This is a genomic window from Arthrobacter globiformis (assembly GCF_030817195.1).
Classification (GTDB): Bacteria; Actinomycetota; Actinomycetes; order Actinomycetales; family Micrococcaceae; genus Arthrobacter; species Arthrobacter globiformis_D.
Window position 1 is genome coordinate 2,229,506 of the sequence record NZ_JAUSYZ010000001.1, and the last position, 17,278, is coordinate 2,246,783.

The 17,278-nt window shown below is 66.7% G+C and carries 17 protein-coding genes, 6 tRNA genes and 1 pseudogene; 8 read left to right on the plus strand and 16 right to left on the minus strand.

Annotation, left to right across the window (positions count from 1 at the left end):
• Positions 1 to 51: 51 nt before the first annotated feature.
• From efeU to QF036_RS10060, 7 genes and pseudogenes are all read right to left on the minus strand, one after another.
• On the minus strand, positions 52 to 903 hold the full coding sequence (gene efeU / locus QF036_RS10030; protein ID WP_307101426.1) for an iron uptake transporter permease EfeU: 852 nt from the start codon (positions 901 to 903) through the stop codon (positions 52 to 54).
• A gap of 138 nt (positions 904 to 1,041) precedes the next feature.
• Entirely contained in the window at positions 1,042 to 1,713 is a 672-nt protein-coding gene (locus QF036_RS10035) for a DUF3000 domain-containing protein (protein ID WP_307105878.1), read from the minus strand.
• Positions 1,714 to 1,781: 68 nt separating this feature from the next.
• The gene (locus tag QF036_RS10040; protein WP_307105880.1) at positions 1,782 to 2,894 is read right to left on the minus strand and encodes a threonine aldolase family protein; all 1,113 of its coding nucleotides are present in this window, start codon (positions 2,892 to 2,894) and stop codon (positions 1,782 to 1,784) included.
• A gap of 21 nt (positions 2,895 to 2,915) precedes the next feature.
• Positions 2,916 to 3,704: an SDR family oxidoreductase gene (locus tag QF036_RS10045; RefSeq protein ID WP_307101428.1), complete on the minus strand. Its 789-nt coding sequence runs from the start codon at positions 3,702 to 3,704 to the stop codon at positions 2,916 to 2,918.
• Positions 3,701 to 5,104, minus strand: a complete 1,404-nt coding sequence (locus tag QF036_RS10050; protein ID WP_307101430.1) for a DUF6421 family protein — start codon at positions 5,102 to 5,104, stop codon at positions 3,701 to 3,703. The genes QF036_RS10045 and QF036_RS10050 overlap by 4 nt, the downstream gene beginning before the upstream one ends.
• A gap of 145 nt (positions 5,105 to 5,249) precedes the next feature.
• Entirely contained in the window at positions 5,250 to 5,708 is a 459-nt protein-coding gene (gene msrB, locus QF036_RS10055) for a peptide-methionine (R)-S-oxide reductase MsrB (RefSeq protein ID WP_307101432.1), read from the minus strand.
• 14 nt (positions 5,709 to 5,722) lie between these two features.
• Positions 5,723 to 6,215, minus strand: a pseudogene (locus tag QF036_RS10060) (hypothetical protein).
• A 133-nt stretch (positions 6,216 to 6,348) separates the two neighbouring features.
• On the opposite strand from QF036_RS10060, the gene QF036_RS10065 reads away from it, so the two are divergent.
• Positions 6,349 to 7,650: an alpha/beta hydrolase family protein gene (locus QF036_RS10065; protein WP_307101434.1), complete on the plus strand. Its 1,302-nt coding sequence runs from the start codon at positions 6,349 to 6,351 to the stop codon at positions 7,648 to 7,650.
• Here QF036_RS10065 and ybaK read toward each other — a convergent pair.
• From ybaK to QF036_RS10080, 3 genes are read right to left on the minus strand one after another with little or no spacing between them, the layout of a single operon-like run.
• Entirely contained in the window at positions 7,638 to 8,141 is a 504-nt protein-coding gene (gene ybaK, locus QF036_RS10070; RefSeq protein ID WP_307101435.1) for a Cys-tRNA(Pro) deacylase, read from the minus strand. The two genes, QF036_RS10065 and ybaK, sit on opposite strands and share 13 nt — an antisense overlap.
• 14 nt (positions 8,142 to 8,155) lie before the next feature.
• Positions 8,156 to 8,614 carry a SufE family protein gene (locus tag QF036_RS10075; RefSeq protein ID WP_307101437.1) on the minus strand — a complete coding sequence of 153 codons (459 nt, stop codon included), beginning with the start codon at positions 8,612 to 8,614 and terminating at the stop codon, positions 8,156 to 8,158.
• Between the two features lie 51 nt (positions 8,615 to 8,665).
• Positions 8,666 to 9,589 (minus strand): sulfurtransferase, encoded by a 924-nt coding sequence (locus tag QF036_RS10080; protein ID WP_307101439.1) that lies wholly within the window; start codon positions 9,587 to 9,589, stop codon positions 8,666 to 8,668.
• Positions 9,590 to 9,807: 218 nt separating this feature from the next.
• Here QF036_RS10080 and zapE point away from each other — a divergent pair, with 218 nt between their 5' ends.
• Positions 9,808 to 10,845, plus strand: coding sequence for a cell division protein ZapE (zapE, locus tag QF036_RS10085; RefSeq protein WP_307101441.1), 1,038 nt, complete (start codon positions 9,808 to 9,810; stop codon positions 10,843 to 10,845).
• 149 nt (positions 10,846 to 10,994) lie between these two features.
• On the opposite strand, the gene QF036_RS10090 is transcribed toward zapE, so the two are convergent.
• From QF036_RS10090 to QF036_RS10115, 6 genes are all read right to left on the minus strand, one after another.
• The gene (locus QF036_RS10090; RefSeq protein ID WP_307101442.1) at positions 10,995 to 11,231 is read right to left on the minus strand and encodes an antitoxin; all 237 of its coding nucleotides are present in this window, start codon (positions 11,229 to 11,231) and stop codon (positions 10,995 to 10,997) included.
• Between the two features lie 148 nt (positions 11,232 to 11,379).
• Positions 11,380 to 11,451 (minus strand) — tRNA-Val (locus tag QF036_RS10095).
• 53 nt (positions 11,452 to 11,504) lie between these two features.
• Positions 11,505 to 11,577, minus strand: a tRNA-Gly gene (locus QF036_RS10100).
• A gap of 57 nt (positions 11,578 to 11,634) precedes the next feature.
• Positions 11,635 to 11,709, minus strand: a tRNA-Val gene (locus QF036_RS10105).
• A gap of 38 nt (positions 11,710 to 11,747) precedes the next feature.
• Positions 11,748 to 11,818 (minus strand) — tRNA-Cys (locus QF036_RS10110).
• 48 nt (positions 11,819 to 11,866) lie between these two features.
• A tRNA-Gly gene (locus QF036_RS10115) sits at positions 11,867 to 11,939 on the minus strand.
• A gap of 308 nt (positions 11,940 to 12,247) precedes the next feature.
• Here QF036_RS10115 and QF036_RS10120 point away from each other — a divergent pair.
• The 6 genes from QF036_RS10120 to rpe all read left to right on the plus strand — a co-directional run bounded on the left by QF036_RS10120 (position 12,248) and on the right by rpe (position 17,253).
• Positions 12,248 to 12,319 (plus strand) — tRNA-Val (locus QF036_RS10120).
• A 96-nt stretch (positions 12,320 to 12,415) separates the two neighbouring features.
• Positions 12,416 to 13,261, plus strand: coding sequence for a hypothetical protein (locus tag QF036_RS10125; protein ID WP_003801547.1), 846 nt, complete (start codon positions 12,416 to 12,418; stop codon positions 13,259 to 13,261).
• 118 nt (positions 13,262 to 13,379) lie between these two features.
• Positions 13,380 to 13,982, plus strand: a complete 603-nt coding sequence (def, locus tag QF036_RS10130; protein ID WP_307101445.1) for a peptide deformylase — start codon at positions 13,380 to 13,382, stop codon at positions 13,980 to 13,982.
• Complete coding sequence (fmt, locus tag QF036_RS10135; RefSeq protein WP_307101447.1) at positions 13,979 to 14,899, plus strand: methionyl-tRNA formyltransferase; 921 nt, start codon at positions 13,979 to 13,981, stop codon at positions 14,897 to 14,899. The genes def and fmt overlap by 4 nt, the downstream gene beginning before the upstream one ends.
• Complete coding sequence (locus QF036_RS10140; protein WP_307101449.1) at positions 14,896 to 16,521, plus strand: RsmB/NOP family class I SAM-dependent RNA methyltransferase; 1,626 nt, start codon at positions 14,896 to 14,898, stop codon at positions 16,519 to 16,521. The genes fmt and QF036_RS10140 overlap by 4 nt, the downstream gene beginning before the upstream one ends.
• 69 nt (positions 16,522 to 16,590) lie before the next feature.
• The gene (rpe, locus tag QF036_RS10145; protein WP_003801541.1) at positions 16,591 to 17,253 is read left to right on the plus strand and encodes a ribulose-phosphate 3-epimerase; all 663 of its coding nucleotides are present in this window, start codon (positions 16,591 to 16,593) and stop codon (positions 17,251 to 17,253) included.
• Positions 17,254 to 17,278 lie beyond the last annotated feature (25 nt).

Here is a 17,278-nt window from a genome sequence, read left to right on the forward strand (position 1 = left end):
GGTGTTGGGGATGCAGCGGGGTTTGGTTGGGGTGGTGGCAGGCGCTGCCGGTCAGGAGGCGACGGCGACAGCTGCGGCAGGAGCTTCCGCCGGCCGGAGCTTCGGGCGGAAGTTGGCCCGCAGGTAGAAGAACATGACGGGGATTACGTAGAGGACCCAGGCGGCTGCTTCCAGCCACGTCGTGGCGGGGGAGAAGTTCAGGGTCCCCTTCAGCAGGGTGCCGTACCAGGACGACGGCGGGACGGCGGCTGAGACGTCGAAGGCCAGGCTGTGCAGCCCCGGCAGGATGCCGGCCTCCTGCAGGTCGTGGACGCCGTAGGCGAGGACGCCGCCGGCGATGACCACCAGGGCCACGCCCGTCCAGGTGAAGAAGCGGGACAGATTGACCTTCAGGACGCCGCGGTGCAGCAAATACCCGAGCCCGGCTGCCACCGCGAGGCCCAGCAGGGCGCCGAACAGGGGGGTTCCGGATTCGCCGCTTGCCTGGGCTGCGGCCCACAGGAACAGGGCCGTCTCCAGGCCTTCCCGCCCGACGGCCAGAGCCGCGACAAGCACCAGGCCCCAGGCGGCGCCGTCGGCCATGTCATCGACCCGGGAGCGCAGCTCGCTGCCGAGCGTGCGGGCGGTGCGCGCCATCCAAAAGACCATCCAGGTGACCAGTCCAACGGCGACGATGGACAGGCCCCCGCCGATGGCTTCCTGCGCTTCGAAGGTCAGTCCCCGCGGGCCGAAGGTCAGCAGGGCGCCGAATCCGACGGACACGGCAACAGCGATTCCCACGCCCGCCCACAACCGGGGGAGCAGCGCACGGCGGCCGCTCTTGGTCAGGTAGGCCATCAGCAGGACGACGATGAGGGTCGCCTCGAGGCCCTCCCGGAGGCCGATGAGGAAGTTGGCTGTCATGTAAAGCACCTTCTGCCGGGGGAGCCCGTCTTAGGCTCACCTAAGCACGGGACTTTACACGGCCAAGGCGATTAGGCAAAAGAATCATGCCGTAATTACCGGAGAATTATTACTCCACCGGTTTGGGTAGCGCAGTCCCTAGGTGCGGCGTCTGCGGGGGAGCGCGGCGACGCCGTCGGGCAACGGCGGAAGGCCGGCGAAGGTGCACACCATGTCCGACCACGCCTCAAGATGGGCCTGGACGTCGGCGCTGGCCGGAGTCCACGAGGCACGGAGTTCAATGTCGATCGATGCGGGCCGGTCCGCCAGCGTTCCGAAGCTTTCGGACAGCACCCGGGTGGCTGTCCCGCCGGCCGCGCTGTACGGGGCATTGTGGGTTTCGAGTGCCTCCACGAGCCATGTCCAGGCCACCGAGCCGAGCATCTCATCGTTGCCCATTTCGGCGTCGAGCTGTGCCCGGATGTAAGTGACGATCCGGAACTCGCCGCCCCACACGGCCGAGCCGTCGGGGTCATGCAGCAGGATGAAGCGCCCGGTGGCGAGCTCCTCGCCGTCGTCGGCGTCGTCCCCGGCGGAGGCTCCGGCGGCGGCCGACCGGGCCAGCCCCATCGCCGCTGGCCCGTGGACGGGAGACCGGTCCTTGCCGCCGCTGGGAACTATGACCTCGGCGCCGAGGGCGACGGCAAACGGCGCCAGCCGGGCGGGCGCCGGGATCTCGTCGAGGCGCAGTTCGCTGCGGCAGCGTGCTTTCCGGAGCGTCCCCAGCGCATACAGGAAATTCGCGGGAACCTGGGCAAGTGCGTTCACAATGGCAGGGTACGCATTGGAAACCGCCGCATCCGGCAGGCTCGCCGCCTGCTCACGCAATCCTGCGCATGTTACTGCCCTGCCGCCGGTGAGGACCCGTGCCGGGCGAGTTCGGCCCTGATGGCCGCCACGAACGCATCGACGTCCTCCTCGCTCGTGTCGAAGGAGCACATCCAGCGGACCTCCCGGGTGGCCTCGTTCCAGTCGTAAAAGCGGAAGGACTCCCGGAGCCGGTCCGCCACCCCTTCAGGCAGGACCGCAAACACGCCGTTGGATTCGGTCTTCTGCGTGGGTTCCACACCGTCAATGTCCTCCACCGCCGTCCGCAGCCTCGCCGCCATGGCGTTGGCGTGGGCGGCCGAACGAAGCCACAGGTCACCTTCGAGCAGGGCGATGAACTGCGCGGACATGAACCGCATCTTGGAGGCCAGCTGCATGTTCATCTTGCGCAGGAAAAGCAGCCCCTGGGCGGCGTCGGGGTTCAGGGCCACCACCACCTCGCCGAACAGCAGCCCGTTCTTGGTTCCGCCGAAGGACAGGATGTCTACGCCGGCGTCGCGCGTGAAAGCCCGGAGGGGAAGGCCCAGGTGCGCCGCGGCGTTGGCCAGCCGCGCCCCGTCCATGTGCAGCTTCATGCCCCTGGCGTGGACGTGCTCGGCGATCGCCCTGACTTCATCCGCCGTGTAGCAGGTGCCGAGTTCGGTGGTCTGGGTGATGGACACCGCCAGCGGCTGGGCGCGGTGCTCGTCGCCCCAGCCCCATGCTTCGCGGTCGATGAGCTCCGGCGTGAGTTTGCCGTCCGGGGTGTGCACCTGCAGCAGCTTCATGCCGCCCACGCGCTCCGGGGCGCCGTTCTCGTCCATGTTGATGTGTGCCGTCGACGCGCAGACCACCGCACCCCAGCGCGGGAGGAGGGACTGCAGGGACAGTACGTTGGCGCCCGTGCCGTTGAAGACCGGGAAGCACTCGATGCCCGGTCCGAAGTGCGCTTCCATCAGCTCCTGCAGGCGGGCCGTGTAGGCGTCTTCGCCGTAGGAAACCTGGTGCCCCTCGTTGGCGGCGGACAGCGCGGCCAGCACCTCGGGGTGCACCCCCGAGTAGTTGTCCGACGCAAAGCCGCGCACCGACGCGTCGTGCAGCCTGGGCATGGTGCCGCTGCCGGCAGTTTCAACCGTTGTTGTCATCTCGTTGGTCACGCTTTCAGTCTAGGTAGTTGCGGCGCCGGCGGGCGCCGGGGCCAGCAGCAGCCGCTGCCCGTTCAGCTCCGCGGCGGTCTGGCTGAAGAGTCCGACGGCGGCCGCGGCCAGCTCCTCCACGTCCGTGTACCCGGGGAACTTCCGTTCGGGTTGCTTGCTGCGCATGCCTGCGTCCACCAGCGCCTTCACGACGATGACGACGGCGGCGCTGTGCTGGGCGCCGTCGGCTTGGCTGTCGCGGCCGAACCCCTCCGCCACGGCCATGGTCCACGCTTCCGCGGCGGCCTTGGCCGCAGCGTAGCTGGCGACGCCGGCGGCGGGACTGCCCACCGACGTCGAGGACACCATGGCAAGCCGTCCGCAGGGCGAGGCGGCGAGGTCGTCGTAGAAGACCCGGGTCACGTTCCGGAGCGTCGTGACAGCGCTGCGCTCCAGGAAATCCCAGTCCTCGTCGGTCTGGTCCGTGATGCCCTGCGCGCCGCGCCACCCGCCCACCAGGTGGATGACGCCGTCGATCCTTCCGGCAGTGCGCCCGAGCCCTGCGTGCAGTTCGCGGACGGCGGCGAGGTCGCCGAGGTCGCACACGAGCGGTGTGGCGCCGCCCGCGGTTTCCGCGGCGGCCTCGATGCGTGCCCTGTCCGAACCGACGGTGAAGACGGCAAAACCGGCCTGCAGCAGGGCACGGGCGGCCGCGATTCCCGAAGGTCCGCTGCCGCCCGTGACCAGCACGCGCAGTGGACTGCCGTCGGTCAGGCGGGCGCCGGTCGTGCTGGCGCCGGTCTTGCTGCCGTCAGTCATGCTGCGGTCGCCGCCGGGCTGACCGCCGGCAGGGCAGGGTCCGTGGAGCCGGTAATGCCGGCGGTGGATTCGATGACGGGGCGCATCTTCTTTTCCAGGGCTTCGTAGAACATGGACAGCGGGAACTCGTCGTCCAGGACCTGATCGGTAAGGCCCCGCGGCGGCCCGTCGAGGGGGAGGGCGCCCGGCCCCTTAGCCCAGACGGAAGCCGGGTTCGGCGTGACGGTGCCTGAGATCAGCTCATAGGCCGCCAGCCAGTGGGCGGTCTTGGGCCGGTCGATGGAGCGCCAGTAGAGTTCCTCGATCCGGGCACCCAGCTCCACCACGATGCCGGCGACGTGTTCCCAGTCGATGGTCAGCCGGCTGTCGGTCCAGTGGAGGACGCGGTGCTGGTGCAGCCATGCGAAGAGCAGCTGGCCGCCGAGCCCGTCGTAGTTGCGCACCCGGCTGCCGGTGATGGCGAACCGGAAGATGCGATCGAAAATGACGGCGTACTGCACGAGCTTGGCGTGCCGGCGGGCTTCCGGATCCGCTGCCTCGTCCTTTTCGATTTTCACCGATTCCCGGAAGGCCGTCAGGTCGCAGCGCAGCTCCTCGAGGGAGTACAGGAAAAAGGGCATCCGCTGTTTGATCATGAAGGGATCGAACGGCAGGTCCCCCCGCATGTGCGTGCGGTCGTGGATCAGGTCCCACATGACGAAGGTTTTTTCGGTGAGCTCCTGGTCCTCGAGGAGTGCCGCGGCCCCCGCCGGCAGCTCAAGCGAAGTGATGTCGGCCGCGGCCCGCAGGACCCGGCGGAAGCGCGCCGCTTCCCGGTCGGCGAAAATGGCGCCCCAAGTGAACCGGGGTGTGGCGCGCACGCCCACGGTTTCGGGGAAGAGCACGGCGGAGTTGGTGTCATACCCGGGGGTGAAGTCGATGAACCGGATGGGCACGAACAGACGGTTTGAGTAGTCGCCCTGTTCCAGGCCTGCAATGAAGTCGGGCCAGACGACGTCGATGAGGACGGCCTCCACGAGCCGGCTGCTGCTGCCGTTCTGCGTGTACATGGGGAAAACCACGAGGTGCTGCAGGCCGTTCTCGCGGTCCGCCTGCGGCTGGAACGCGAGCAGGGAGTCCAGGAAATCCGGGACGCCGAACCCGGCCCCGGCCCAGCGGCCAAAGTCGCGGCACACCAGATCCAGGTACAGGGAATCGTGGGGGAATGCCGGTGCCAGCGCCTCGATGGCGCTGACAAGGGCTTCGACGTAGCCGTGGGCAGCCACATGGGCGGCCGGGTCGGGGATCGAACCGTCCTGTGCCTGAAGGTCCCGCAGGGCATTGGCCGCGGCCTTGAGGCGCTGCCATTCCGGGTGTTCTGCGGAGATTCGGGCTGGTGCTGTGTGTACGGTTACGGTCATCGCTGGCCTCGCCTTTCGGGTTATCTGAGCTTCTACGGCGAGCGTAGCAAGCAGACAGGCTTCCTAATCGATCATAGGCTTGAGCGTAAGAAACTGTAGTGCTCGGGGCTGTCGGACTAACCACTAGGCGCAGCGCCAGGCAGCCTCAGGCTTGGGCGTCGTCGGCGGCCGGAACCAGCTTCAGTGAGATGGAGTTGATGCAGTAACGCTGGTCGGTCGGCGTTCCGTAGCCCTCACCCTCGAAGACGTGCCCGAGGTGGGAGTCGCAGTTGGCGCACCGCACCTCGATGCGGTCCATGCCCAGAGTGCGGTCGTGGATGTAGCGCACCCGCCCTTCGGCCAGAGGGGCCCAGAATGACGGCCAGCCGCAGTGCGAATCGAACTTCTCCTTGCTGGTGAACAGTTCGGTCCCGCAGGCGCGGCAGTTGTAGACGCCGGCGGTGTGGGTGTCCCAGTATTCGCCGGTGTACGGGCGTTCCGTGCCGGCCTGGCGCAGCACGTGGTACTCCTCCGGCGTCAATTCCTGCCGCCAGTCTTCATCGGATCGGCCGGCGGCAGGGGTTGCGGCGGTATTGGTGAGGTCGGACTTCTCGGGAGTGCTCATAGTCGGACCAACGCTCAGGAGTCCCCGATAAATCCCGAGCCGGCATACAGATGCAGTACAGGGAGCCCAAGCTTGTCCTGCGCCCTGTTGGCCCAATCGGTATGGAAGGTGTCCGACACGGCATGCGGCCTGGTAACGACGACTGCCTGGGCGGCTCCAAGCTCCTTGACCTTGGCCACGAGGCCGTTAACGGCGCCGCCGTCCACCACCTCGCCGGCAACGCCGCCGCCGAGTCCTTCCAGGGCGCTGACCGAGGTGGCCAGCGTGGCGTCCGCCGCTGCCCGTTCCTCCGCAGGGTCCGGCGCGTGGGCGGTCAGCCTCCCGGAAAGCCTTGGCGATGTCCAGCATCGACAGGTTCTCGAGGAAATCCACCAGCAGATGCCGTTCCGTGTTGGCAGGCACCAGCACAACCAGGGGCGCGTCACCTCCGTCCACCAGGCGTTCGATGTTCACGCGGTCGTCCGCACCCAGCGGCTCTTCAGTCAGAATGACGATTGGATCGCTCATGGCATCAGCCTAGTCCCGCCCGCCAACGCCCGCATGTATTTGTGCCTGCAGGTATTCGGTCCGCACGTATGTGGCCTGCAGGCATCTGGCCGCGAATGTGCCGTCAGGGGCTGGATCAGTCAAGATGGGTGGCATGGATTCCGCGCATGCTGCTGTGACAACCCCGTCTGCTACCCAGGGCAATGCGATGACCCTGCGGGCGAAGTGGACACTCGGGGGAATCATTGCCGGCGGCATTGCCGCAGCCCTGCTCGGTGCCGGATCGTCCGCGCTCGCGCTCTACTTTGCCCGCCGCGTCCTCACCCCAGCCCGCGTGCGGCCGGCGGACCAGGAGGTCCTGGCGGTCATCAGGGAGGGCAGGGACCTGCAGGTCATCCTCGCGGCCACGCCGGAGACAACGCACAATGGCGTGTACAGCCTCTTCTTCGAGGCCGGCGCCGGGCACGCCCGGATCGGCAGGATCCTGTCCTATTCCCCGGCGGAACGCACCGTGCTGCGCGAAGTTGAGGCCGTTTACAGCGGCAACCTTGAAACCGCGGGGCGCGGCTGGTGGGGAGGCGCCACGTACCAGCATCCGTCCGACGTCGGGCTGGCATCCGAGGATGTCGGCATTGAGGTTGAGGGCGGAACGGCGCCCGGCTGGCTGATCCCGGGTGACGCCGATGCCGGGACCTGGGCCATCATGGTCCACGGGCGCGGGGCCACCCGGCAGGAGTGCCTGCGTGGAGCGCGGGTGGTCCATGAACTGGGCCTGCCTAACCTCCTGGTTTCCTACCGCAACGACGGCCTGGCGCCGGCAGCATTCGACGGCCGGTACGGGCTGGGTTCGACGGAGTGGCGGGACATCGACGCTGCCATATCCTTTGCCCTGGCCCGCGGCGCCCGTGAAGTTGTCCTCTTCGGCTGGTCGATGGGCGGCGCCATCTGCCTGCAGACCGCGGACCTGTCGGAGCACCGGCACGTCATCCGGGCCATGGTCCTGGACGCACCCGTCATCGACTGGGTGAACGTGCTGGCCCACCACGCGGAGCTGAACCGGATCCCGTCAGCTGTTGGCCGATACGGACAGCTGATGATGGGCCACAAGGTGGGCCGCCGGCTCACCGGACTCGCCGCGCCCGTGGACCTGAAATCAATGGACTGGGTGTCGCGGGCCGTCGAACTCCGGACGCCGACGCTCATCATCCACAGTGTGGACGACGAATATGTTCCCTACCAGCCGTCGGCCCTGCTCGCCGAAAAGAACCCGGAAATGGTCACATTCGAGCCTTTCGAGGGGGCGCGGCATGCCAAGGAGTGGAACGCCGACCCGGTCCGCTGGGAAGGGCTCGTCCGGGCATGGCTGCAGCAGCAACTGGCCCCGCGCAGAAATCCCGGCCAGCCGGACCCCGGCCAGCCTGGCCCTGTTCAGCCTGAGCCTGTTCAGCCCGCCTGAGGGCCTGTTCCGATTGCTGCCGTGACGGCTTTGGTGAGGCGCACGAGGTCGCGGGGATCCAGTTCGATGTCCAGGCCGCGCCTGCCGCCGGACACCAGGATGGTGTCCAGGGTGAGGGCGCTTTCATCGACGACCGTGGGGGAGGGCTGCCGCTGTCCCAGGGGTGAAATTCCGCCCAGCACGTAGCCGGTGCGCCGTTCAGCCGCCGCCGGGTCCGCCATGGCGGCTTTCTTGCTGCCCAGGGCCGCAGCAATCGCTTTCAGGTCCAGGCTTCCGCTGACGGGAACGACGCCGACCGCCAGCTTGCCGTCGATCTCCACCATGAGCGTCTTGAAGACCCTGGCAGGATCGATCCCCAGGACCTCGGCCGCCTCCATGCCGTAACTGGCCGCGGCCGGATCATGGCTGTACGGGTGCAGGTTAAAGGAAACGCCTGCCGCAGCCAGTACGGCTGTGGCAGGCGTTCCCTGCGACGTGTTTTTTCGCGCCATCCGGGGTCCGGCTCCTAGGCGTAGAGCCTGGCCGCGGCGGCCACCTTGCGCTTGATGCGCCCGAGCATCGCGGTCATCCCGCGCATGCGCAGCGGCGTGATGGCGCGGGTCAGGCCGAGCAGTTCCGGCATGTCATCGGGTACAGCCAAGATCTCCTCGGCGGTGAGGCCGTCCAGTCCTTCATGGAGCACTCCGGCGAAACCACGGGTGGTGGGAGCCTCCGGCGGCGCCTTAAAGAACAGCCGGAAGGCGGGGGAGCCGCCGTCGTTCTTTTCCGTCTCAATGGTGAGGAAAAGAGGCGACTGGCATTCCACCACCTGCTCCAGCAGCTCAGGGTGGTCGTTCAGGCGCTCCGGCAGATCCGGCAGTCCGCGGGAGAACTCCAGCAGGAGCTGCAGCCGCTCGGGCTCGCTCAGTGCCTGGAAGTCGTCGACAATCTCCGCCAGGGCGGTGGGAAGTGCTTGAGTACTCATCACTTCCAGCTTACGCAGGTTGTCGCCGTCCGCCGCTTTTTTTACGCCTACTTACCTCACGGCAACTGCCGGTACCGAGCCACGTTCCGCGCCCTTGGCGATCGGCACACGCACTGCGTTGCCCCATTCCGTCCAGGAGCCGTCGTAGTTGCGGACGGTTTCGAAGCCGAGGAGGAACTTGAGCGCGAACCAGGTGTGGCTGGAGCGTTCGCCAATGCGGCAGTAAGCCACGACGTCGTCGCCCTCGGTGAGTCCGGCCTCGCCCAGGTACAGCGCCTCAAGCTCGGCGCGGCTGCGGTAGGTGCCGTCCTCTGCTGCTGCCCGTGCCCACGGGATCGACGCTGCGGTGGGAATGTGTCCGCCGCGCAGTGCGCCTTCCTCGGGGTAGGCAGGCATGTGGGTGCGCTGGCCCGTGTATTCCTCGGGGGAGCGGACGTCGATCAGCGGCTTGCCAAGGTGGGCAAGGACGTCTTCCTTGAAGGCGCGGATAGGGGCGTCGTTGCGCTCCACCACGGGGTAGTCGGCCACGGCCGGGGAAGGGATGTCGGTCGTCAGCGCACGGCCTTCGGCGATCCACTTGTCGCGGCCGCCGTCGAGCAGGCGGACGTCCTCGTGGCCGAAGAGGCTGAAGACCCAGAGGGCGTAGGCGGCCCACCAGTTGGACTTGTCGCCGTAGATGACCACGGTAGCGTCGCGGGAAATGCCCTTTGCGGCGGCCAGGGCGGCGAATGCCTCGCCCTCCACGTAGTCACGGGTGACTTCGTCGTTCAGGTCGGTGTGCCAGTCGATCTTGACCGCGCCGGGAATGTGGCCAGTTTCGTAGAGTAGGACGTCTTCATCGGACTCCACCACAACGAGCTTGCCGTCATTAAGGGCGCCGGCGTCGATGGCCGCAGCCAGCCACTCGGTGGAAACAAGCCGCTCCGGGTGCGCGTAGGCGGCGAACTTTTCGTTCTGTTCAACGGGGTAGGACATGCGTATGGCCTTTCACTGAAACGGTCAGGTCAGACCGCCGGGGGACGGCGGGTCACTGGTCCAACACTAGCCACGGGCCGGTACGAATGCTTCTGTGTGTTAACAGGACGAAATGTGTGCTTGCTCACCGCATTGCGGGTAGCAAGGCGATACCGGCAGGGCGGGCAGCCAATGCCGGTATTCTTGCTGGGGACAAATCACCAGCAGAATGGACCACCTTGGTACAGATCGAAAAGCTCGCCACCCGGACGCCGGCGGTGTCGGTGGATGAGCTCCTCAAAGGTTTCTACCCATCGCCCAGGTTCGGGCAGGTGTCCTTTGCAAGCTACCGGCCCGACCCGAAGCAGCCAAGCCAGGCGGCGGCAGTGAACGCGCTGCAGGCTTTTGCCGGAGGAGTCGGCGCCGGGGACGGCGGGGGACTGTTCAAGAAGCTCTTTGGCAAGAAGGACGCGACCCGCGCCGGTATTTACCTCGACGGCGGATTCGGCGTGGGTAAAACCCACCTGCTGGCATCGCTCTGGCACGCTGCCCCCGGCCCAAAGGCCTTCGGCACCTTCGTGGAATACACCAACCTGGTGGGAGCCCTGTCCTTCCGGAAAACCGTCGACGCGTTGAGCTCCTACAAGCTTGTGTGCATTGACGAGTTTGAACTCGACGATCCAGGCGACACGGTCCTGATGTCCCGCCTTATGCGGGAACTGGCCGACGCCGGCGTCAAGCTCGCGGCAACCTCCAATACTCTGCCCGGATCCCTGGGCGACGGCCGGTTTGCCGCCGTGGATTTCCAGCGCGAAATACAGGTCCTGGCGGACCAGTTCGACGTCATCAGGGTTGACGGCGAGGACTTCCGCCACCGCGGCCTTCCGGCTGCGCCGGCACCGCTGCGGAACAGCGAACTCCACGCCCACATGAAGGCGGAGTTCGACGGCAAGACCGTTGCCGAGGATGACTTCAGCACGCTCATTTCACACCTCGCGGGAGTCCATCCCAGCCGCTACCGGAAAATGCTTGACGGCGTGGACGGCGTCGTCTGGCGCGACGTGGAAACCATCACCGAGCAGGCGGTGGCGCTGAGGTTTGTGGTGCTCGCCGACCGCCTTTACGACAAGGACGTTCCGATCCTTGCCAGCGGCGTTCCGTTCGACAAGCTGTTCACCGAGGAAATGATGAACGGCGGCTACATGAAGAAGTACTTCAGGGCGGTCTCCCGGCTTACAGCACTGGCCCGCGAAGGCCAGAACCACGAGCCGTCGTAGGCGCCGGCTCCTGTAGACACGGGCTTTTGCAGACACGGGCTTTTGCAGACACTCGCGAATTCTTTCGGGAACACGAAAGGTGCCGGCGCCGCCTCTCGGCGGGACCGGCACCTATTTGACGTTTAGGGGCGAAGCCCGGCAAATCCTGGCTACGGAGCCTTCTCAGCCGGCGGCACGTTGTCCGCCGGTCCCTGGGTAGGCCTCTCGTCGGCTTTGTCAACGAGAGTGGAAGCGCCTGACTGGACCTTATCTACCTTGCTGGTGTATTTGCCGCCCGTCTTGGCGTCGACAAAATCACCTGCTTTGGTGATGCCGTCCTTGATGGCCTGCTCGTTGCCGCGGATCAGACCCTGAGCCTTGCCCTTTAGATCGTCAAGTAAACCCACGAGCACCTCCCTTCAATCGCGGAGCCAGTTCGCTCCTCCGCATTCGATCCTAGCCGCGAAGGCGGAGCCTGCCAAGGAGTTCTTGACAAACTTTGTCAAACTGCATGAGGGCAAGAAAAAAGCAGCTCCGGGGAGCTGCTTTGTTTCGTGGGCGATACTGGGATCGAACCAGTGACCTCTTCCGTGTCAGGGAAGCGCGCTACCGCTGCGCCAATCGCCCGGAGCCGGCAGAACCGGCGGTATCCTGGGTTCGGAATCCCTAAGGATCAAGAGAGCGGACGACGAGATTCGAACTCGCGACATCCACCTTGGCAAGGTGGTGCTCTACCAGCTGAGCTACGTCCGCATTTTTGAAGTTCAGCCGTGTGGCCGAACGTTCAACTACAAGCAAGTTTCCTTGCTCTGGTGGGCGATACTGGGATCGAACCAGTGACCTCTTCCGTGTCAGGGAAGCGCGCTACCGCTGCGCCAATCGCCCATCGCTTCCGGTATCACCGGAAACCATGGCTTTCACCGAGGTGGGTACGGGATTCGAACCCGTGTATACGGCTTTGCAGGCCGCTGCCTCGCCTCTCGGCCAACCCACCGTGTAGGCGTTGATTCCGGGGAAATCAGTGCCGTGACAGTGTCCTGCGAGCGGACGACGAGATTCGAACTCGCGACATCCACCTTGGCAAGGTGGTGCTCTACCAGCTGAGCTACGTCCGCATTTCGGAGCCGCGATTCCTTGCCGTATTCGGCAGTTCGTCGCGTTCCAACGAGTAAGAACTCTATAGGAGGTTCCGGGAAACTCCAAATCGAGTGCCGGCGATGTGGCCTGGGAAGCCGTACTTCCTTGAATTCTAGGGAAATTTTCGAATTACAGGCGTGTAGTTCCGGCTGCCCGGAGTGGCTGGCTCCGTTCTTGGTTGTGGCCTTGGGCGTTCCTTGGGCACCTTGCTCCAGTGAGCTTTTCCATGGGTCAATGCGCCGATTTCCGTTAACCCGCGATCGTCCGCTAGCATTCAAATGCATCGGGGCGATTGGCGCAGTGGTAGCGCGCTTCGTTCACACCGAAGAGGTCACTGGTTCGAACCCAGTATCGCCCACCGATGGAAAGTCCGTTCAGCCCAGGAGATAGAACTGGGAGGGGCGGGCTTTTCTGTTTCCGCATCAATGTCTGACCCCCGTGAAAGAGTCTCACCATGACCGCTCCACTCCTCGCCCACGCCACGGAATATGGCCGAATGTACGCCCGCTCCACCACGGAGCAGTTCACGGTTCCCTCCATCACCACCGTCATTGGGCAGCAGGCCCATGGACTGGACGGCTGGTTCGGCTACATGGGAGCAAGCAGCCTGGCCAAGGATCCCTCGCTGCCGGAGATCCTTGGCAGCCCTGCGCGGGTGCGGCAGGCGGTGAACCGTGCGGCCAAGGCGGCCGAAACCTACCGGGACGAGGCTGCGCAGCGCGGGGACCGGGTGCACTACTACTGCGAGCAGGTGGCCCTGCGTGCCCTCGGCCGGCCGCACCAGATGAAGGAAGCCCGTGAAGCGCTGGCCTCCAACGGAGAGGAAGCCTTCGCCGCCCGCTTCGATGAGTGGTGGGAGCTGTTCCGGGTGGAGCCGATCGCCCCGGAGATCACCGTGTGGAACACTGCGGTGGGCTACGCAGGAACACTGGACCTCGTCGCCAAGATCAATGGACGCACCTGCCTCATCGACTACAAGACCAAGGGAACCACACGCGACGGCCAGGTCAAGCCCCTGGACGACAAAGTGGTCATGCAGCTTGTTGCCGGCATGAAGGCGGAGGAAAGCCTGGTGGATCCCGTGGCTGGGGAGTGGGAGCCGTGGCAGCACGGCGATACCCCGGTTCTGCTCGCCGTCGCGATCGGGGAAACCGAGGTCCGGCCCGTCCGCGCTAATCCGGAAGTCCTGAAGCACCACTGGTGGAAGTTCTGTGCCCTGCGCCGGGTGTGGGAAATGTCGGCGGATACTGTCAGCGCCGGACCCGCGCTGCTGCCGTTGGCGCCGCCGGTGTTCTCCTGACCCTTCCCGCGCCCGGGCTGGCCGGACCCGCTCCCGCCGTCATCTCCGCCGGGCAGGCCGCAGCAACTAAACTGGACTGGATCCCGTTTACCCGTTCACCGTGAGGAAATGACTGCACATGGCAATTCTGAATATCCGTATCATCGGCGATCCCGTGCTTCGCACGGTTGCCGACCCTGTCACGGATTTCGGGCCTGAGCTGGCCAGGCTCGTTGCCGACATGACCGAAACAATGGAGGACGTGGAGGGCGCAGGCCTGGCCGCGCCCCAGATCGGAGTCAGCCTCCGGGTCTTCACCTACCGGATCGGCGGCGTTGAAGGCCACGTCATCAACCCGGTGCTGGAAAACAGTGAGGATTTCCAGCCGGATGAGGTGGAGGGGTGCCTCTCCATCCCCGGCCTGGGCTTCCCGGTCCGCCGCTACCGCAGCACCCGGGTGACCGGCGTCGATGTTAACGGCAACCCCGTCTCTGTGGAGGCGGAGGGCATGCTTGCCCGCTGCTTCCAGCATGAGACCGACCATCTGGACGGCATCCTCTTCACTGACCGGCTCGAAGGTGAAGACCGCAAGGCCGCCCTGCGCTCCATCCGCAACGCCAACTACGACTCCATCACCGAACAGACCACCGCCAAGCGCGCCAAGACCGTCGGCTCCAGTTTCGGCGGCGGCAGCTTCGGGGCAGCAACGTCCGGAACCGGCAGCTTCGGCGCTGCCGGATGAGGGTCCTCTTCGCCGGAACGCCATCCGTAGCTGTCCCCTCGCTGGATGCCCTGGTGGCCGCCGGCTTCGAGATCGTCGCGGTGCTGACCCGGCCGGACGCGCCGGTGGGACGCAAGCGGGTGCTCACGCCGTCGCCCGTCGCAGCCCGGGCCGCCGAGCTCGGCATCGACGTCATCCACGCGTCACGGGTGGACGCAGCCGTCACAGAACGGATCGCCGAGACCCGGCCCGATGTAGCCGCGATTGTCGCCTACGGCGGGCTGGTGCCCCGCGCGGCCCTCGATATTCCGCGGCACGGCTGGATCAATCTGCACTTCTCACTGCTGCCGGCCTGGCGCGGCGCGGCCCCCGTGCAGCGGGCCGTTATCGCCGGCGACGACATCACCGGTGCCGTGACCTTCCAGCTCGAGGAGGGACTCGATACGGGCCCTGTCATCGGCACGCTGACCGAAGCCGTCGGCCCGGAGGACACCTCCGGGGCACTGCTTGAACGGCTGTCCCACAGCGGCGCCGTCCTGCTCGCCCAGACGCTGTCCGCCATCGGGTCCGGCGCGGCGTCGCCGCTTCCCCAGCAGGGGGAAGTGAGCCTGGCGCCCAAGCTGACCATCGACGACGGCCGCATCGACTGGTCGGAGCCGGCTCTGTCCGTGGGCCGTCGGGCACGCGGCGTGACACCCGAACCGGGAGCCTGGACCACCCTTGATGGCCAGCGGCTGAAGCTTGAGCCGGTGCGGCTCCGTCCCGACGTCACCGATGTTCAGCCGGGACAGCTAGCGGTGGCCGGCAAGAGCGTGCTGGTGGGTACGGGTTCGCATGCCGTCGAACTCACCAAGGTGCAGCCTGCAGGCAAGAAAATGATGGCCGCCGCCGACTGGGCGCGCGGCCAGGCATCCCTCGAAAGCGTGGTATTCCAATGAGTGACTCCGGCAGAAGCGGGTCCGGGCAGGGCCGATCCAGCCGCGGCGGCCAGCGCGGTTCAGGCACCGGCGGTTCAGGCGGGGGAGGAGCCAGCCGCCGCAATGCGCAGGGCCGGGAGCGCAACCGCGGCCCCCAGCGCAGCTACACCGAGAGCGCACCGTCGCAGCGCACCCGCAGGGCAGACCCTGCCAGGCTGGTGGCGTTTGAAGTTCTGCGCGCGGTCGCGGCCGAGGACGCCTATGCCAACCTCGTGCTGCCGGCGCGCATCCGGCAGCACGGCCTCGACCGGCGCGACGCCGGATTCGCCACCGAACTGAGCTACGGGGCGCTGCGGAGCCAAGGCACGTACGACGCCATCCTCGCCCGCTGCGTGGACCGGCCCCTGGACAAGCTGGATCCGGCTGTCCTGGATGCCCTGCGTATCGGGGTCCACCAATTGCTGGCAATGCGCGTACCCGCACACGCGGCCCTTGACCAGACGGTCGGCCTGGCCCGTGCGGTCATCGGCGCCGGCCCCTCGGCGTTGATCAATGCCGTGCTCCGGAAGGTATCGGCCCGCAGCCTGGACGAGTGGCTGGACGAGCTGGTTGCCGGCGAGCAGGACGAGAACAAAGTTGCGTCCGTCCGGTACGCCCATCCCGAGTGGATTGTCCGCGCCCTGAGGCAGTCCCTGGTGGCACACGGGCGCCCGGTCGGCGAAATCAATGACCTGCTGGAAGCCGACAACGCGGCCCCGGTGGTCAACCTGGTGGCCCTTCCCGGGCTGGGAAGCCTGGACGAGGCCCTGGAGAACGGCGCCGTCCCGGGCGAACTGGTGGAAGGGTCCGCCCTTTCCAGCGGCGGTGACCTCGGCCGGCTGGAGTCGGTCCGGTCCGGCACCACGCGCGTGCAGGACGTCGGCTCCCAGCTGGTGGCCAGGGCCCTGGCGGCTGCAGGCCTCGAGGCAGGGCGCGGCGAAAACGCAGGGCGTGGCGCAAACGCGGCGGATGCGGAAAGCGCCGCAACAGGAGAAAACACCGCCGGGGAGGCCTGGCTCGATCTCTGCGCCGGACCCGGCGGCAAGGCAGCCCTGCTGGGTGCACTGGCGAACGAACGCGGAGCCACGCTCCTCGCCAACGAACCCGCCCCGCACCGGGCCAAACTGGTCAGCCAGGCGCTGTCGGCTGTGCCTTCGGACGTCTGGACCGTCAGGACCGGCGACGGCCGGGAGATTGGGGCGGAACGGCCTGCCGCTTTTGACCGCGTGCTCGTGGACGTGCCCTGCAGCGGGCTCGGAGCCCTGCGCCGCCGGCCCGAATCCCGCTGGCGCCGTACGCCCAAGGACCTTGCCGACCTGGGGCCGCTGCAGCGAGACCTACTGAACTCTGCCTTGGCGGCCGTGCGGCCCGGCGGCGTGGTGGCCTACGTAACCTGCTCGCCGCATCCGGCCGAAACCACAGCGGTGGTCAGCGACGTACTGCGCAAACGGGACGACCTGGAACTCCTGGACGCCGGCAGCGTGCTGGACGCCGTCAGCCTGGGCACTGGCCTGGGCGCCGGTCATGAGAAGACCGCACAGCTGTGGCCACACGTCCACAGCACGGACGCCATGTTCCTCGCCCTTATTCGCCGCAAATCCTGACTGCTCAGGAAGCGCTGACATCCGATTGACCCCACATCTCCGGACTTCCGTCCCGCGAAAGGACCCCGCATGACGCAGTGCTGCATCAACCCCAGCATCCTCTCCGCCGACTTCGTGAACCTCGAAGCCGAGCTGCAGAAAATCAGCAACGCTGATTCCGTGCACGTGGATGTGATGGACAACCACTTTGTCCCCAACCTCACCCTGGGCCTTCCCGTGGTCCAGCGGATCCAGGCGGTCAGCCCGGTTCCGCTGGACGCCCACCTCATGATTTCCGACGCCGACCGCTGGGCTCCCGGTTACGCGGACGCCGGCGTCGCCTCCGTGACGTTCCATGCCGAGGCATCGATTGCGCCGGTGAAGCTGGCCCGGGAACTGCGAGCCCGGGGTTCGAAGGCCGGGATGGCGCTTCGGCCCGCCACGGCGGTGGAGCCGTACCTGGACATGCTTCCGGAGCTGGACATGCTGCTGATCATGACGGTGGAACCCGGCTTTGGCGGCCAGGCGTTCCTTGACCTCACGCTGCCCAAGATCCGCCGCGCCCGCGCCGCGATTGAGGGATCCGGCGTGAACGTTGCCATCCAGGTTGACGGCGGAATTACCGAGGAAACCATCGTCCGTGCCGCAGAAGCCGGAGCGAACGTCTTCGTCGCCGGGTCCGCAGTGTATGGCGCCGCGGATCCGTCCGGAGCGATCGACCGGCTGCGCAAGGCCGGCAGCCTTAAGCCTTAGGCCCTCAGGGGCAAGCGTCATGGGG

Coding starts and splice junctions, on each gene's coding strand:
- efeU (WP_307101426.1), bottom strand. CDS start 903: ATGACAGCCAACTTCCTCATCGGCCTCCGGGAGGGCCTCGAGGCGACC.
- QF036_RS10040 (WP_307105880.1), bottom strand. CDS start 2,894: ATGACAACAACGGTTGAAACTGCCGGCAGCGGCACCATGCCCAGGCTG.
- QF036_RS10045 (WP_307101428.1), bottom strand. CDS start 3,704: ATGACTGACGGCAGCAAGACCGGCGCCAGCACGACCGGCGCCCGCCTG.
- QF036_RS10050 (WP_307101430.1), bottom strand. CDS start 5,104: ATGACCGTAACCGTACACACAGCACCAGCCCGAATCTCCGCAGAACAC.
- msrB (WP_307101432.1), bottom strand. CDS start 5,708: ATGAGCACTCCCGAGAAGTCCGACCTCACCAATACCGCCGCAACCCCT.
- QF036_RS10065 (WP_307101434.1), top strand. CDS start 6,349: ATGGATTCCGCGCATGCTGCTGTGACAACCCCGTCTGCTACCCAGGGC.
- ybaK (WP_307101435.1), bottom strand. CDS start 8,141: ATGGCGCGAAAAAACACGTCGCAGGGAACGCCTGCCACAGCCGTACTG.
- QF036_RS10075 (WP_307101437.1), bottom strand. CDS start 8,614: ATGAGTACTCAAGCACTTCCCACCGCCCTGGCGGAGATTGTCGACGAC.
- QF036_RS10080 (WP_307101439.1), bottom strand. CDS start 9,589: ATGTCCTACCCCGTTGAACAGAACGAAAAGTTCGCCGCCTACGCGCAC.
- QF036_RS10125 (WP_003801547.1), top strand. CDS start 12,416: ATGACCGCTCCACTCCTCGCCCACGCCACGGAATATGGCCGAATGTAC.
- def (WP_307101445.1), top strand. CDS start 13,380: ATGGCAATTCTGAATATCCGTATCATCGGCGATCCCGTGCTTCGCACG.
- fmt (WP_307101447.1), top strand. CDS start 13,979: ATGAGGGTCCTCTTCGCCGGAACGCCATCCGTAGCTGTCCCCTCGCTG.
- QF036_RS10140 (WP_307101449.1), top strand. CDS start 14,896: ATGAGTGACTCCGGCAGAAGCGGGTCCGGGCAGGGCCGATCCAGCCGC.
- rpe (WP_003801541.1), top strand. CDS start 16,591: ATGACGCAGTGCTGCATCAACCCCAGCATCCTCTCCGCCGACTTCGTG.